The sequence below is a fragment of the Fuscibacter oryzae genome, assembly GCF_016765795.1.
In the GTDB taxonomy this organism is placed as follows: Bacteria; Pseudomonadota; Alphaproteobacteria; order Rhodobacterales; family Rhodobacteraceae; genus Fuscibacter; species Fuscibacter oryzae.
Genome location: NZ_JAESVP010000008.1, coordinates 14,125 through 28,441, shown reverse-complemented (window position 1 = coordinate 28,441; position 14,317 = coordinate 14,125). Strand labels below are relative to the sequence as shown.

The window sequence follows — 14,317 nt, the reverse complement described above, 5'->3', positions numbered from 1 at the left end:
ATCACCGACCTTGATGGCGGTATTTTCCTGCTCGATCGAGACGAGAGCATAGCGGCATCCTGGGGCTTCCGGGGCATCATCGCCCGCTGGAACCGCAAGCATGCCAAAGCCGTCTATGTGCCATCCCTCATGCAGTTGCCGCCGCCGGAGTAAAGGTAAGGAGCGGTCGTGCTGCTCTGCGAGGGCTCCGACGTTCTGCTGCTGGCGGCGTTATCAGCGGGAAGAGTTTACTGTGACCGTGGCAGCCAGATCGAAGATACCAGTGTTGATTTCCGTATGGAACTGACCCGGGTTGTCCATCTAGAATTGATCCACCTCTAAGCTATGCGGAAGGCCTCATAGCTGGGTCGAGGCATGTGCGGATTCCTTTTTCCTTTGGGCGGTGGCAACGTCAGCTTCAACTCGGTCGGAAGCAGACTGGTATACTTGTTCCTCCAGATGAATTGGGTGGCCTTGCTGATCCCTGCCTTCCGGCAGATTTCCGCGACCTGCGTTCCGTCTTCGCGCTGCTTGATGATGAATGTCTTTGGGGCATCCGACCCCGCTCCTCGCCCAGCCAGGAAAGCGTAGTGGAAAACTCCAACTTCAAACGGCCCAATTTCCGGGGATCAGATCAATGTGCTACAGCCCGAAGACGCTGGTGACGCCCCGGATATGCTGTGCCATCGCATCTGCGGCGCGATCCGCGTCACGTTGCGCGATAGCATCAACGATCCGGCTGTGCTCTGACACCAGTCTGGCGTGAACTTCCGGCGAGAAGGTGGAATCCTTGAGTCGCGCCCAACCCTGCTCCATGCGCACGGCGTTAAGCTGTTCAAAGAACGCAAGATAGAGTTCGTTGTTTGAGGCGCGGACGATTTCATAGTGCAGAAGCCCATCCCACTTTTCAAAGTCACGCCCCGATTTCGCATCGGCGCCGTTCTGGTTGAACTGCTGCATCCTGCGGATCATCATCGGTGTCGCCCGCATGGCCGCCAGCCGTGCCAAGATCGGCTCAAGCCCGGCGCGCACTTCCAGAATTTCGGCGGGACTTGTCCTGACCGACAGATCAGCGGTAATGGCAGGGGTCGTCGGCGCCGCCTGTCTCAGGAAGGTGCCATGGCCCTGCCGCCTGACGATAAGACCTTCGCCCTCAAGGATTTCCAGCGCTTGGCGAAGCGTGCTTCGACCGACGCCGAGAACCTCCATTAGTTCCCGCTCTGGCAGAAGCCTGCCGTCGGCGAGGATCTCGCTTTCAGATGCATCGAACTGCGTGCGAAGCTCCTCAAGGATACGAGACACGCTGCCAGTAGTCGGTGTAAAAGTCATTCTTGCTTTGCCTTGGCTTGAGGCTGAGATAATGCAATGCGCCCGGCTGTCACTGCAAGCGGGCGCATCACAACAGGATCTGATTTGCTAGGGTCACTTCACCCGGGCAAGTTCCCGTTCGTAGCTGCTGATCACCTCGTCATAGGCATCTTCGGGGCTGCCGTCGCGCAGGACCATGCGCTGAAGGGCTTCGCCGACGATCTCGTGAAACTTGGTCAGGATGACCGAATAGGACACGACCTGACCGCGTTCGACGACCAGTTTTGCCCAGTCCTTCTGCCGCTGGGCTGCGGGATCTTTGAAGTAGGGGGCGTCATAGGCGGATTTCCGGGCGACGACCTCGCCACCCTTTGCAAGAATGGCCTGACCTTCGGGGCCGGTCGCGAACTTGATCAGTTCCCATGCCTCGTCGGGGTGGGCGCTGTTGGCGTTCAGCACGACACGGAAGCCGAAGACGGTCTGCTTGTCGTCGGCACTGTAGGACGGTGCGGGCGCCCAGTGCAGATCGTCGCCGGCGCCTTGCGCAACCAGCGCGCGGAACCGGGCAAGGCCGAAGGTTGCCATGGCCACGGTGCCGGCCCGAAGACCGTCATGCACTTCGCTGTATCCGAACTGAAGCGAGGTCTCGGGCGTCGTGCCGCAGGTCTTGTAGAGTTCCTTGATCGTCTGCGCTGCACGGACGAACGTCTCGCGCGAGAAGGCAATCTCGCGTCCGTCTTCGGCGAAATACTTGCCGTCGGGCGCCAGCATCGTGCTGAGAACGTATTCACCAAGTGCCTGGGCGCCGCCCAGCCCGCCGCTGTTGCCAAGCGGAACCGCATAACCGATCAGATTGTCGCCCGTCAGCTTGCTGCCCGTTGCGCAGACCTCGTCCCAAGTGGTCGGCGCTGCAACCCCGGCCTTTTCAAGCAGGCCCGCCCGATACATCAGAAGGGGAATGCGGAAGTCTTGCGGCATGCCGTAGAAGTGACCGTTGAATTTCGCGGTCTCAAGCGGCAGCAGCCAGTCGTCGTTCTCGATCCCGTCGGCCGCGATGCGCCCGTCAAGCTCGGCCACATTGCCGGTCAGCACAAGCTCGGGAAGGCTGTAGCTGGTGACCCGGCCGATGTCTGGCTCGCCGGACCCGCTCTTGAGGCCGCGCGCAAGGTTTGCCGCGGTCGGGTCGACAAGGATCTTGACCTTTACGCCCGGGTGCAGCTCTTCGAACTTTGCCAGCATTTCGGCTTGGGCGGCAACGCGCGGGTCGGTGTCGTTCGCGGGGTCAAGGAAGGTGGAATAGGTCAGTTCGATGTCCTGAGCCTGCACCGCTCCGGTCATCGCAAGCAGTGCCATCGAAAGCACTGCCGATGCGCCTATGCGACGTCTTGTAAGCATGGTCTGTCTCCTCTGTTGGTAAGTAGTTTCGTGTGTGGGCAGTTCAGCCCTTGACCCCGCCGGCCATCAGGCCGCTGACAAACCAGCGTTGCGAGGCAAGGAAGATCGTCACGACGGGCGCCGATGCGACGAGGACGAAGGCCATCATGTAGGACCAGGAGATGCCGTTTGAATCGAGAACCTGGTTCACGATTGCAACCTGCAGCGTCCGGCTGGACGACTCCGGGGCAAAGACCGCAACGGTCAGATAGTCGTTCCAGACCGTGATCAGGCTGAGGATCGAGGTCGCGGCGAGTCCGGGTTTGATCAGGGGCAGGACGACGGTGAAGAAGGTTTGCCGGCGCGTCGCTCCATCGATGAAGGCGGCTTCCTCGATCTCCTTGGGCACGGCCTCGATGAAGCTCCGGATGAACCAGATATTCTGCGGCGCGGTGCGGGCGGCCTCGATGACGATGATCGCAAGGGCCGAGTTCACCATTCCGAACTTTTCAAGGATACCAAAGATCGGGACCAGCAGCGCGACCGTCGGGATCATCGAACTGCCGAGGATCAGGAGCAGCAGCGCAGTCTTGCCGCGAATGTCAAAGCGCGCGGCGGCGTAGGCTGCGGGTGCGGATACAAGGATCGACAGAAACACGCCGCCGAACGAATAGCAGACCGAGTTCCAAAGTTCGGTCAGGAAGTTCTGGCCGTTCAGCACCCGTGCGAAATTCTCGAAGGTGATCTGTGAGGGCCAGAACGCCGGCGGATAGGCCACCGCCTCCACCTCGGATTTGAGCGCGGTGGAGATCGCCCAGATCAGTGGGGCAAGGACCAGCAGGGTAATGACGATCGAGACCGTCATCGGAACTCTTGCCGAAAGCCAGCGGCGCAAGCCCTTGTTGCTGCGCGTCAGACCGGCCGTCGCTTGGGATGCCGCGCTCATCATTTGCTCCTCTTGATGCGCGCCGAGAGGACGCTGTAGCCGATCCCGAGGACGAGGTTTGCAATCAGCACGATGATCGAGATGACGGCCGCCGGTGCGATGTCGATCGAATTGAGGGTTTCCTTGTAAATCGCCAGGCTGAAGGTCGTGGTTTCGCCCAGCGGACCGCCGCCTGTCATCACGACGATCAGGCTGACCAGCGTGACGTACATGATGCACAGCACCAGAGCGGTGCTGCCGAGCGTGGGAATGATGTGGGGCCATGTGACAAATCGGAACTTTGCAAGGGCCGAGCCGCCATCAATCTCGACCGCTTCGTAAAGCTCTTTCGGAATGCTCTGCAGGGCGGCCGTGACCAGCACCATCGCGTAGGGAAAGGACCACCAGGCCGAGGCGCCGACGATCAGCCAGATCGCAAGATCCGGATCGCCAAGAAGCAATCCTGTGTCATAGCCGGCAAGCGAGAGCAGATAGCGGACGGGTCCATAGGACGGGTTCAGAAGCCAGAGCCAGAGGCAGCCGACCACCGTCATGGACAGCGTCCACGGCAGGAGAAGGATCGTGCGAAAGATTGCCGCCGCCTTGCCGCCAAGCGATTGCAGGATCACCGCCGTCAGGACGCCAAAGACCAGCGCAAGACTCAGGCTGCCGGCAACGAATTCCGCGGTGATACGCGCCTCGGCCCAGAAATCCGGATCGCTCAGCACATAGCGGAAGTTCTCCAGTCCGACGAAGGCGACAGGATCGAAGAACTCGGTCTGGCTCAGGCTGACACGGAAGAGCTGGATCGTCGGATAGATCATCACGATGACTAGCAGTGCGATGACAGGCCCGAACCACGCGAGTGCCGATGCCCGTCTTGGTGAGGATTGCGCCATGCTATGCACCCCTCAATTTACGATGGCATAGGCGGGCTGACGCGGATCGGCGCCTGCACGCAGAAAGTCGGTCGACTTGTCAAGGAAGATGGCTTCGACTGCTCCCGCCTTGCGGATCCAGTCCGGCCACCAGACGACCTGATGGCCCAGCCGTTCCAGCGCGTCGCCGGTTTCCGCAAGGATGCGGTTTTCCAGATTGACCTGCCCCGGGAAATGCTCCGGGGGCTGGAAGGTGGTTGGCATGCTGTAGGTGGCAAAGCGCGGCGCCTCGATGGCGACCTGCAGATCCATTCCGAAATGGAAGGCGTTCAGGAAGACCTGCAGCATGGCCTGTGTCTGCATGTCACCCTCGGGCGTGCCAAAGACCAGCACCGACCCGTCATCCCTTGTGGCAAGGGCGGGATTGGGCGTCAGCCGCGGGCGCTTGCCGGGTGCAACACCTGAAGGATGACGCGGATCGGTCTTTGACTGCACGCCCCGCGTCGAAATCATCAGCCCGGTGCCCGGCACGATCGGCGCGGCCCAGTTGCCATCCGACGGGGTCGCGGAAAAGGCGTTACCCCAACGGTCGATGACGCACAGATAGCTTGTGTCGTGCACGCGTTTCTGCGGCGCGGCCGAAGACGGCCCTCCTGCGATGGCCTCGTTCCGCTCGCGTGCCGAATCCAGCCAGTCAAGACCGCACGGCGTAGGGCCGACGGGGCCGGGCATGTCCGCCATCGCCCATTTGCGGTCAATCGCCGCAACACGTTCGGCGATATGCGCGTCCGAGAACAGCTCTTCGAGGTTTACGTCGACAAATGCCGGATCGCCGTAGCGATATTCGCGATCTGCGAACGCCGCCTTCAACACCTCGATCACAAGGTGGATGTAGTCGGGGCTGTTGTGCGACAGCCCGTCAAGCCCGGCCTTCTCGAGCATCTTGAGGGCATGCACGACGACGGGGCCCTGACACCACGGGCCGCAGCTGTAGACCTCCATGTCGCGCCAGCGCAGTTTGACCGGTGGTTCATAGCGAGACCGGAAGTCGGCCATGTCGTCGCGGCGCAGATAGCCGCCGTTCGCCTCGTGGAAAGCGACCACCTGCCGGGCGATGTCGCCGACATAGAATGCGTGCCGAGCGGCTTCCAGCCCCGCGATCCGATCGCCCTTGGCCACCGCCTCCTGATCGGCCATGTACTGGATCGTGTTGGCCAGATCGGTCTGGATGAACTTTTCGTCCAGATCCGGCACCCGCCCGCCGGGCAGATAGATCGCGGCATTGGCGGGCATCTTGCGCATGTCCACCTCTTCGTCGGCGATGAAGCTGCGCATGTGGTCGTAGACGCCAAAGCCTTCGCGGGCATAGCGGATCGCCGCCGCGGCGACTTCGCCGAAGGTCATGGTGCCATGGTCGCGCAGCGCGGTGATCCAGGCATCCGGTGCCGCCGGCACGACGGTTCGCAGGATGCCAAGCGGCATGTAGCCACCATGCTCGCGCATGAAGAGATCGGCGGGGATTCGGCGCGGCCAGATGCCAAGGCCGTCGATCGTTTTGACCTCCTGGCCCTGCATGCGAATCATGATTGGGGCGACACCGGCGAACTTGACGTCATGCGGGTTGAGCACCCCAAGCGCGATACCCGCAGCGCAGCCCGCATCCACCGCATTCCCCCCGGCCTCAAGGATCGCAAATCCCGCAGCAGAGGCAAGGTAATGGCCCGCTGAGACAGCGTGCCGGGTTCCGTAGAGTGTTGGGCGCGATGCCATGAGTGAGTATCCCTCTTGCAGTTCTATAGGCGGCAGTAAGGCACAGACACCAGACTCAGTCAAGATCAATAAGAACCAATGTTCTATATGGTTCTGAATATGTCATAAAGGTCTACAGAAGTTTCCGCACTAGTCTTTCAGAACATGCTATATTTAAAGGAATAATTGTAGATTTGCCGCCACCAGCATCTGTATGATTGCCATTGCCCATCAAGAACATCACAATACCTATAGCATTATTGGTTATATATGGTATGTTCTGCTGAATTTCGCGTCCCAGCCTGACCCTTTGGGGGTGATGATGAGACTGGGCAGAGACGAACAGATGAGACAGGAGGGCTACATGGCTTCAGTGACCGTTGCTGGACTAGAGAAGAAATACGGCACACTTCGGACCCTGCATGGCGTGGATGTCGATATCGAAGACGGCAGTTTCGTCGTTCTGGTCGGTCCGTCCGGTTGTGGTAAGTCCACGCTTTTGCGGATGATCGCCGGACTTGAGGATGTGTCGGGCGGCGACATTTTCATCGGCGACCGAAGGGTGAACGACGATCTGCCGAAGGATCGCGACATCGCTATGGTCTTCCAGAACTACGCGCTTTATCCCCACATGACGGTGCGCGAGAATATGGGGTTCTCGTTGCGGTTGAGGCGTGAGAAGGCGCCAACGATCGCCTCCAAGGTCGATAGCGTCGCCAAGAGTCTCGCACTCGACGTGCTGCTGGACCGTTACCCGCGCGAGTTGTCGGGTGGGCAGCGGCAGCGGGTTGCGATGGGTCGTGCCATAGTGCGCAGCCCGGAAGTCTTTCTGTTCGATGAGCCGCTTTCCAACCTTGATGCGAAACTGCGTGTGCATATGCGGGCCGAGATCAAGAGCCTGCATCAGCGCCTGCGCACGACGACGATCTATGTGACTCATGACCAGATCGAAGCGATGACCATGGCCGACAAGATCGTGGTGATGCGCGAAGGGCGCGTAGAACAGGTTGGCACACCACTCGATCTTTATGACCGGCCGGACAATATGTTCGTTGCCGGGTTCATCGGCTCTCCTTCAATGAACTTTATCGAAGGCGCGATGACGGACCAAGGCTTCCGAGCTGCGGATGGCACCTTTCTACCACTGGGATCGGCCACGACCGTATTCCGTGGCGCAGCGGTCTATGGCATCCGGCCTGAGAACCTGGCGCTGGCGCCCGAAGGCATTCCCATGAAGGTCTCGGTGATCGAACCAACCGGCGCGGAGACCCAAGTCTTCGGGAGCATTGCGGGCAAGCCGGTTGTAGTGATCGCGAGGGAGCGTGTCCGCGCGTCGCCGGGTGATGTGCTGACGGTCGCGCCCGAAGCAGGCGCCGTTCACCTCTTTGACGCCCAGACAACGCTTGCGCTGCGCAACTGATGGCGGGAGGCAGAGAGGTGTTCGCTGTATTCGGCAAGAAGGTTGGTATCGACCCCTATATGATTATGCTTCTGGGCGCGATGACCTTGGGGCTGTTACTGCCAGCGTCAGGCGCCGCAGCGGCGGTTCTTGGCAGGGTCACGTATGTGGCAATCGCGCTTTTGTTCTTCCTTTATGGCGCCAAGCTGGAGCCGCGAGCGATACGCGCGGGGTTCTTGGACTGGAAACTGCAGGTCTTCGTGGCGCTTGTGACCTTTGTTCTGTTCCCGTTGCTGTGTATAGTCCTGTCCCGACTTGCCGGGGGTGTGTTGCGACCGGAAATCCTGATGGGGATCGTGTTCCTCGGGATTCTGCCGTCGACCGTGCAATCTTCGATCGCGTTTACCTCGATTGCGAATGGCAACGTCGCGGGCGCGATCTGCGCGGCATCGATCTCCAATTTTGCCGGTGTAGCCCTGACGCCACTTCTCGCCGCTGCCCTGATTTCAAGCGATCAGGTCGAGATCAGCTTTGACGCCGTCCTGAGGATCGTCGTGCAGATCGTGCTGCCCTTTGTCGCCGGGCAGATCGTGCGCCCATGGATCGGGCCTGCGCTGCAGCGCAGGCGGGCTATGACCCTTCTGGTGGATCGGGGTTCCATTCTGCTGATCGTCTATTCGGCCTTCAGCGCCGGAACCGCATCGGGTCTTTGGTCCGAAGTTCCTGCGATGCAGATCGTGATCATGGTCGCGGCTATGGCGGCGCTGCTACTTGTCGTTCTGGGGCTGGCTACATTCCTGGCACGGGCGTCGGGAATGGATGCCCAAAGCCGCATTGCCGCGCTGTTTTGCGGATCGACCAAGAGCCTAGCAAGCGGGTTACCCATCGCCGCCTCGATCTTTCCACATGCAGTGTTGGGGGCTGTGGTGCTGCCACTCATGGCCTATCACATGATCCAGCTGCTGAGCTGTGCGGCGATTTCCCAGAGGTTTTCTGCGAAGAAATGGGCAGAGTCGCAAGTCTAGCAGGGCCGCTTGGGGTTGCGCCGGGCGCGCCGACTCATCTTAATGTCATACGACGCATGACTTGCCAACTTCGCCTGCGAGTGTCAGGTTCGCTCGGTCAGGACCGCCGCGCCGCCCACGGCGTCACGCTTTGCAGGACAGGGCATGAAACGAGAGAGCTTATCCACGATCGTCTTCGAACGACTGATCGCCAGCATCCACTCCGGTGAGCTTGCACCCGGCATGCAACTGCCGACGGAAGCCGAGCTTGGCGCCGAATTCGAGGTCAGCCGCACCGTGATCCGCGAGGCGATCGCACGGCTCCGCTCGGAGGGGCAGGTGGTGCCGCGGCAGGGCAAGGGCGTTTTCGTAAGCGATGCACCACGCCGCTCGTTCTCGATTCCGACCGAGACCCTGCGGACGCTGCCGCAGACGCTGTCCTTTCTCGAACTGCGGCTGGCGCTTGAGACCGAGGCCGCCGCTCGCTGCGCGATGCGCCGCACCGAAGCCGAGGCGCGCCAGATCCGCATCGAGATGGAAAGTGCCGACAGCGCCTATCCCAACCCCGAAGATGTTCAGGTGCATTACGATTTCGACTTTCACCTCGCGATCGCGAAGGCGGCGCATAACGATTACATCTATGAGTTCCTCCTTTACCTGAAGCCGATCCTTGTCCCCAGATTCCAGCTGAGTTACGTCGTCGCCTCGGAGATGAAGGACAAATATTTCGACCGAATCCATGCCGAGCATGAGGCGATTGTCCGCGCAATTGAGGTCAGCGACCCGGAGGCCGCCCGGAATGCCATGCGCCTGCATCTGGAGAACAGCCTTGAAAGACTTCGGGCGCTGGCGCGGTCCACCGGCCAGCCAACTGCGGCAGAGCCCGGCGCGGGCAGCCTGTTCGGCAGCCGACTATAACGCTTGCAAATGGCTCGTCGAGGGCGCCGTCCTGTCGCCCGCGGGTAAGGGAATTAGTAAAATGACCGACCAAAACCAGACCGCCGCCGATCTTCAGCAGCGCATTGCAGACCTACGGGCCGAGGCGCTTGATTTGCGGTTCTCCCGGCTGAGCCAGGCAGATGCATTGGATTTGGGTGAGTGGCTTCTTGCCCGCTGCAGGGCTGAGGGCCATTGCGTGATCGTCGGGGTCAACCTTGGCGAGCAGGTGCTGTATCGCGCGGCGCTGCCGGGAACGACTGCCGATTCCCATACCTGGATCGACCGCAAGTTTGCCGGCGTCGGGCGTTTTGGGCGGTCGACGATGGAGCTAGAGCTGGAGAATCGATGTGACCCAGGGTTCTCAACCAACCGGGGGCTTGATCAGGTCAGCTATGGGTTGTTCGGCGGCGGTGTGCCGCTTTACGTCGGCGATCTGATGGTTGGCGCGATCGGGGTGTCCGGGCTCGAATCGAGCGAGGATCATCGGCTGATCGTCGAGACGATCCGGGCGTTCAAGGCCGCCCAAAGCGCCTGAACGGCAAGCAACACTGCCGGGCTTGCCCGTGGTTCCCCGGGCATGCGCTTGAAGCACTTGCACCGGCGCGGGGCATTCCGGCGGTCCACCACAAAGTCATTGACATATCCGCCATGTCGTATCTTGTATGATGTCATAAGATTAAAATAAGACACGTCAACTCGGAGAAACGACAATGAGAAGAATGTGGACGCACGAGGAAGTGCGCGCGGCAGCGGATGGTCGCTATAGTGAACTGCTGCTTTCGCGGCGCAGGTTGCTGGGAATGGGTGCTGCTGCCACGGGTGCCGCGGCTCTTGGTCCGTTCTTTCCCCGGGCTGCCCGCGCCGAAGTTGGCGGCACGCTGCGGATGATGACGTGGCAGGGCTTCGACATGATCGGCGATGCCCAGCCTTGGCTTGATGCCAACGGCGTCAAGACAGAGCTGGCGACGATCACGGCGCAAGATGACGTGCAGGCCAAGTTCCTTGGCGGCAGCCCTGTGCCGATCGACCTGACCGAATACAACCAAGCCTATAATCGCTTTTATGTCGACGAGTTGGATATCATCCGCCCGCTCGAGATGGACAAGATCCCGAACTACAACAAGGACAATATCTTCCCAGGCTTCTATCAAGGAGAGCGGTGGTACTGGGATAATACCCAATGGGGTGTTCCGTTCACATGGGGCCTGAACTCGCTGGTCTACAATCCCGCGATGATGGACAAGCCGACCAGCTACAAGGATCTGCTCAAGCCGGAACTCGCGGGCAAGATCACCATCACCGACGAAATCACCGGCACCTGGCCCATAGCGGCGCGCGTCGCGGGGTTTGGAGCGAAATATCCCAACGTTACTAGGGATGAACTGGCCGAGATCTTCGAGGTGATGAAGGAATATCGGGCGCAAAGCAAAACCTTCTCGCCCTCTAACGGTGACATCATCTCTCTCTTCGCGGCCGGTGACATCGCCGCCTGCTTCAACTGCTGGTCCGGCATCCCGTTCGAAGCTGCCAAGCAGGGCGTCAAGCTGGAGTATGTCATCCCCGAGGAGGGCGCCGTCATGTGGTGCGACGCTTGGTTCACGCCGCGCGCCGCCGAGAACATCGACACCGCACATGCCTATATCAACGAGACGCTGAAGCCGGAATATCAGGCCAAGCTGGCCAAGGCGACCACTTCGGGCTGCGTCAACCACAATGCCGTCGCACTGATGGACGAAGAGACCCGGGCGCTGTTCAACTATGACGACCTCGACAGCGTCTTCAAAACCTCGCCGCTCGAAGGGATCCCGCCGCGGGAATCGGACGAGTTCGCGACCTATGATGACTGGGTCCGGGCGTATGAAGATTTGAAAATCGGCCTCTGAGACTTTCCAAGCCCTGCTTGCCGTCGGCTTCCACCGCCGGCGGCAAGTGGATTGGAGCAGAAACCCTCCTCTATCGGTTCGCCAAATGACAATTCTTCAATCCATGTCCCCACGAGAAAGGTCCGGTCTGGCGCTGATGGCACCAGCCGCCGGCGTTCTGGTCTTTCTATTCCTGATACCGACGCTGATCCTTCTGGTCTTCAGCTTCTGGCTGTCCAAGTCCTTCGTGCTGATCCCTGCCTTTACCGGCGAGAACTATATGCGGGCGCTGCAAAGTTCCGGCTTCATCGCCGTGATGCTGAATAGCCTGAAGATAGGCCTGATCACCGCCACCGTATCGGTAATTCTCAGCTATCCGATGGCGGTCTTCATCGTCTTCAAGACCCGTACCAACCTGTTCATGTATCTGGTGCTGGCCTCGTGGTTCACCAGCTATCTGGTGCGCATTTACGGTTGGCGGATGATCCTGGGCTCGAACGGCCTGATCAACTCGTCACTACTGGCGGCCGGACTGATTGACCAGCCGCTTGACTTCTTGCTTTACAACGCGGTCGCCGTCGTCGTGGCAATGACTCATGTCTATATTCCGATCACGCTTTTGATGCTGGTCTCGGCGCTGCGTGATGTCAGCCCCGACTATATCGCCGCAGCGAAAGACCTTGGCGCGGGTCCGATGCAAACCTTCCTCGGCGTCACCTTGCCGATGATCAACCGTGGCTTGATCAGCTCTTTCATGTTCACGTGCATACTTGCTGCCGGCGATTACATCACGCCCCAGCTTCTTGGCGGGCGAACCGGAACAACCGTGGGTCTGCTGATCTCGAACCAGTTCCGACAGTCGGGCAACTGGCCGTTTGGTGCATCCATGGCCTTCATCTCGTTTGTGGTGTTCGTGGCCCTCTATTTCGCCGTCGTTGTCGGCTTCCGCGTCGCGCGCCTCGCGCCCTACCGCCGCTACCACTGAAGAGGGTCTCATGCTACGCGCCTATGCCGTTCTCTACATCGCCGTCCTCTATGTGCCGATCCTCTTCATCGTGCTGTTCAGCTTTCACAGCTCGGCGGCGCTGACCTTCCCTTTCGAGGGGCTGAGCCTGCGCTGGTATCGTGAGGCGCTGGCCGATCCCGCGTTGCTCGATGCCTTTTTGAATTCGGTTAAGGTTGGCCTGCTGACCACGCTGATCACGACGGTAATCGGTTCGATGGCGGCGCTCGCCTTTGCACGCATCGGCGGACGGCTGAAAAAGATCTTCGGCTTTCTCAGCTTTGCGCCAATTGCGCTACCGGGCCTGTTCATTGGCATTTCGCTGCTCACGCTGTTTTCGCAGTTAGGCATGCAGCGCTCGCTCTGGACGGTAACGCTCTCGCACGTTGTCATCACACTGCCCTTCTTCATCGAAAGCTGCCGGTCACGGCTGGAGTTCTTCGATTTGTCGATCGAGGAGGCCGCTCGTGACCTCGGTGCCCGTCCCTTTACGGTTTTTCGCCTGGTGACGCTGCCAATCCTCGCGCCTACGCTTATCGGTGCGGCGATCCTTTCCTTTGCTATCTCTTTCGACGAAGTCATCATCACTGTCTTCGTCAGCGGCAACCAGAGCACGCTGCCGCTTTATATCTGGTCGATGATGCGGCTCTCGGTGACGCCGCTGATCAATGCAACCTCCGTCATCGCCATCGCTTCCGTCATCCTGTTGGTACTTGCGATGTCGATGATTCTTGGCCTGCGCCGTGCCCGGGCACGCCAGCAACGACACTCAAGGAATACCGCACATGTCTGAGAGCAAACCTCTGGTTGAACTGACCGGCGTCACCAAGAGATTCGGTCAGATGCAAGTTCTCTCGGACATCAACCTGAATATTCAGCGTGGCGAGATCGTGACGCTGCTGGGGCCGTCCGGCTGCGGCAAGTCCACGCTGATGCGGTTGATCGCGGGGTTTGATCCGGTCAGCGGTGGCAAGATCGTTCTGGACGGCGTGGACATGAGCCGCGTGCCGCCAGAGAAGCGTCCGGTGAACATGGTCTTCCAGCGTTATGCGCTGTTCCCGCATCTGGATGTCTTCGACAACGTCGCCTTCGGGCTGCGGCTGAAAAAGTTGCCGCGCGACGAGATCCGCAAGAAGACCACCGACATGCTGGAACTGGTCCAGCTTAGCGGATTTGCCGACCGCTGGATCAGCCAGATTTCGGGCGGACAGGCGCAGCGTGTGGCGTTGGCGCGGGCGCTGGTGAACCAGCCGCTCTTGCTGCTGCTGGATGAACCTCTGGCGGCGCTGGACCTGAAGATCCGCCAGCACATGCTGAAGGAGCTAAAGCGCATCCACACAGAAACCGGCATCACCTTCCTGTATGTCACCCACGATCAGGACGAGGCGATGATCCTCTCCGACCGGATCGTGCTGATGAACAAGGGCAGGATCGAACAGATCGGCACGCCCGAGCAAATGTACTCGGCACCGCAATCGCTGTTCTGCGCAAAGTTTCTGGGCGAAACGAACATCATCCCCTGCAAGCTGCAGGGCGAAACCGGGCGGGGCGCGGTGTTCGGCACCTCGTTCGGCACCGTTTCCGTGGCTGACACACGCGGCAAGACTGCAACCTGCAACCTGCTTTCGATCCGGCCCGAATCCATCAATGTCACCGCCAGCCATGGCAGCGGCAGGCCGGCGGCGAACCGGTTTGACGGGATGGTGGACGACCTGACCTTCATCGGCAGCCGGATCGTCTATGCCGTCCGTCTGGCCGATGGCACGGTGGTAAACTGTCAGGAGCATCGCGGCGTGCCGGGGGCGCATTTTGTCAGGGGCGACGCGGTCAGCGTCCATTGGCCGGAGGCGGCGGTCGTGGCGCTATCTGGAGACTGAGCATGGACATGGGGCCTGCC

At 60.3% G+C, this 14,317-nt stretch carries 13 protein-coding genes and 1 pseudogene; 8 read left to right on the top strand and 6 right to left on the bottom strand.

Annotation, left to right across the window (positions count from 1 at the left end; genetic code table 11):
- Window positions 1–395: 395 nt before the first annotated feature.
- The 6 genes and pseudogenes from JI744_RS19145 to JI744_RS15040 form a co-directional block, all read right to left on the bottom strand.
- Window positions 396–560 (bottom strand): annotated as a pseudogene (locus JI744_RS19145) (transposase); the annotation flags it as partial.
- A gap of 61 nt (window positions 561–621) precedes the next feature.
- Window positions 622–1,308, bottom strand: coding sequence for a FadR/GntR family transcriptional regulator (locus JI744_RS15060; protein WP_202661966.1), 687 nt, complete (start codon window positions 1,306–1,308; stop codon window positions 622–624).
- Window positions 1,309–1,401: 93 nt separating this feature from the next.
- Window positions 1,402–2,682: an ABC transporter substrate-binding protein gene (locus tag JI744_RS15055; protein WP_202661965.1), complete on the bottom strand. Its 1,281-nt coding sequence runs from the start codon at window positions 2,680–2,682 to the stop codon at window positions 1,402–1,404.
- Window positions 2,683–2,725: 43 nt separating this feature from the next.
- Window positions 2,726–3,607, bottom strand: a complete 882-nt coding sequence (locus JI744_RS15050; protein WP_202661964.1) for a carbohydrate ABC transporter permease — start codon at window positions 3,605–3,607, stop codon at window positions 2,726–2,728.
- Window positions 3,607–4,485, bottom strand: coding sequence for a carbohydrate ABC transporter permease (locus JI744_RS15045; RefSeq protein WP_202661963.1), 879 nt, complete (start codon window positions 4,483–4,485; stop codon window positions 3,607–3,609). The genes JI744_RS15050 and JI744_RS15045 overlap by 1 nt, the downstream gene beginning before the upstream one ends.
- Before the next feature lie 12 nt (window positions 4,486–4,497).
- Window positions 4,498–6,234 (bottom strand): gamma-glutamyltransferase family protein, encoded by a 1,737-nt coding sequence (locus JI744_RS15040; RefSeq protein WP_202661962.1) that lies wholly within the window; start codon window positions 6,232–6,234, stop codon window positions 4,498–4,500.
- 343 nt (window positions 6,235–6,577) lie between these two features.
- Here JI744_RS15040 and JI744_RS15035 point away from each other — a divergent pair, with 343 nt between their 5' ends.
- The 8 genes from JI744_RS15035 (at window position 6,578) to JI744_RS15000 (ending at window position 14,297) form a co-directional block, all read left to right on the top strand.
- Window positions 6,578–7,633 (top strand): ABC transporter ATP-binding protein, encoded by a 1,056-nt coding sequence (locus JI744_RS15035; protein ID WP_202661961.1) that lies wholly within the window; start codon window positions 6,578–6,580, stop codon window positions 7,631–7,633.
- Window positions 7,633–8,637 (top strand): bile acid:sodium symporter family protein, encoded by a 1,005-nt coding sequence (locus JI744_RS15030; protein ID WP_202661960.1) that lies wholly within the window; start codon window positions 7,633–7,635, stop codon window positions 8,635–8,637. Before JI744_RS15035 ends, JI744_RS15030 begins: the two co-directional genes overlap by 1 nt.
- A 144-nt stretch (window positions 8,638–8,781) precedes the next feature.
- Window positions 8,782–9,534, top strand: a complete 753-nt coding sequence (locus tag JI744_RS15025; RefSeq protein ID WP_202661959.1) for a FadR/GntR family transcriptional regulator — start codon at window positions 8,782–8,784, stop codon at window positions 9,532–9,534.
- Between the two features lie 61 nt (window positions 9,535–9,595).
- Entirely contained in the window at window positions 9,596–10,090 is a 495-nt protein-coding gene (locus JI744_RS15020; protein WP_202661958.1) for a heme-binding protein, read from the top strand.
- 184 nt (window positions 10,091–10,274) lie between these two features.
- Complete coding sequence (locus JI744_RS15015; RefSeq protein ID WP_202661957.1) at window positions 10,275–11,438, top strand: ABC transporter substrate-binding protein; 1,164 nt, start codon at window positions 10,275–10,277, stop codon at window positions 11,436–11,438.
- A 136-nt stretch (window positions 11,439–11,574) separates the two neighbouring features.
- Window positions 11,575–12,402 (top strand): ABC transporter permease, encoded by an 828-nt coding sequence (locus JI744_RS15010; RefSeq protein WP_202661956.1) that lies wholly within the window; start codon window positions 11,575–11,577, stop codon window positions 12,400–12,402.
- Between the two features lie 10 nt (window positions 12,403–12,412).
- Entirely contained in the window at window positions 12,413–13,213 is an 801-nt protein-coding gene (locus tag JI744_RS15005; RefSeq protein ID WP_202661955.1) for an ABC transporter permease, read from the top strand.
- Complete coding sequence (locus tag JI744_RS15000) at window positions 13,206–14,297, top strand: ABC transporter ATP-binding protein (RefSeq protein WP_202661954.1); 1,092 nt, start codon at window positions 13,206–13,208, stop codon at window positions 14,295–14,297. Before JI744_RS15005 ends, JI744_RS15000 begins: the two co-directional genes overlap by 8 nt.
- Window positions 14,298–14,317 lie beyond the last annotated feature (20 nt).